The sequence below is a fragment of the Arhodomonas sp. KWT genome, from assembly GCF_010993615.1.
The window spans coordinates 1-1,135 of the sequence record NZ_WNXE01000519.1 but is presented as its reverse complement, the minus strand read 5'-3'; the positions used below and the strand labels follow the sequence as shown (position 1 = coordinate 1,135).

Here is a 1,135-nt window from a genome sequence, read left to right as displayed (position 1 = left end):
CTCGCGGCCACGGGTCCAGACCTTCGTGGCCATGAACAGCTCGTCGGCGATGCCGAGCTGCCGCGCGAGCGCCCCGACCACCGCCTCCGCGTGACCGTACATGGGCGAGGAGTCCACCAGTCGCCCGCCGCCCTCGAAGAACCGGCTCATCACACCCTGCAGCGGCGCCATCGCCGCCGGATCACCGGGGTCCACGTCGAAGGTACGGGCCGTTCCGAGCCCGATGACGGGGATGCGCTCAGCGCTGGCCGGGATCGACCGGCGGATCAACGGCCCCGTCGCCGCCCGCAGCCGGACCGGGCCGAATACCGCCACGGCCCCCGCGGCCGCCGACCACCCGAGGAAGCGCCGTCGGCTGATGCCGCCATCAGGCGCTGATCGACTCCGTCGCCGGCTCATCACCCACCTCCAGGCGCGCCTGTCGCGCCAGATTGCCCTGTATGACACCCAGCCGGTAGCCGATCGCCGCCCAGATCAGACCGAGCGGCGCAGCCACCACGGCGATGCCCGCCACGCCCAGCCCCAGCGCTCCAAGCGCCGTGTACACCCAGCCCGCCAGGGCGTCACCGCCCCGATAGACCACCGTATCGATGAAATTCTTGCTCTTGTATTTCTGCATCCGCGGTACGACGGTGAACAGCATCTCGCGCCCCGGCCGCGCCACGGCATAGTTGCCCGAACGCCGCAGCACCTGGAAGACCACCAGCACGGCCAGCACCGGCAACGCCGCGAGCACCAGGAACCCTGCAGCCACGATCAGCGGCACCAGCGCCAGCGCCCGGCCCAGGCCGATACGGCGGACCAGACGGCCGGTAACGAAGAGCTGCACCCCCACCGTCAGCGCGTTGGTGGCAAGGTCCATGGCGGCGAAAACGCTGGTACGGTCGCCGGTGTCCGCGAACGCGCGCTCGACGATGGTGGCCTGGGCAAAATAGAGGAACGTCGCCAGGGTCGTGTACAGCCAGATGAAGGCGCAGATGCCGAGAAGATAGCGCGATCCGGCAACGGCACGGACACCTTCGAGCACCCTGCCGCCCAGGGCCTGTTCGCTGCCGTCCCCCCGCAGGCCGCCGTCGTCGCGGCGGTACGACCACCGGTTGAGGGCAGCCATGCACGGCAACGTCAGTGCCAGCAC

General features: G+C 70.2%; 2 protein-coding genes. Both read right to left on the bottom strand.

From position 1 onward, the window contains the following. Positions 1-399, bottom strand: a 399-nt coding sequence (locus tag G7A99_RS20390; protein WP_163143689.1) for an aldo/keto reductase, incomplete at its 3' end; no start/stop codon positions are given. Further along, the coding region (locus tag G7A99_RS20385; protein WP_371807647.1) for an NTP/NDP exchange transporter at positions 368-1,135 on the bottom strand (768 nt) is incomplete at its 5' end. The genes G7A99_RS20390 and G7A99_RS20385, both read right to left, overlap by 32 nt.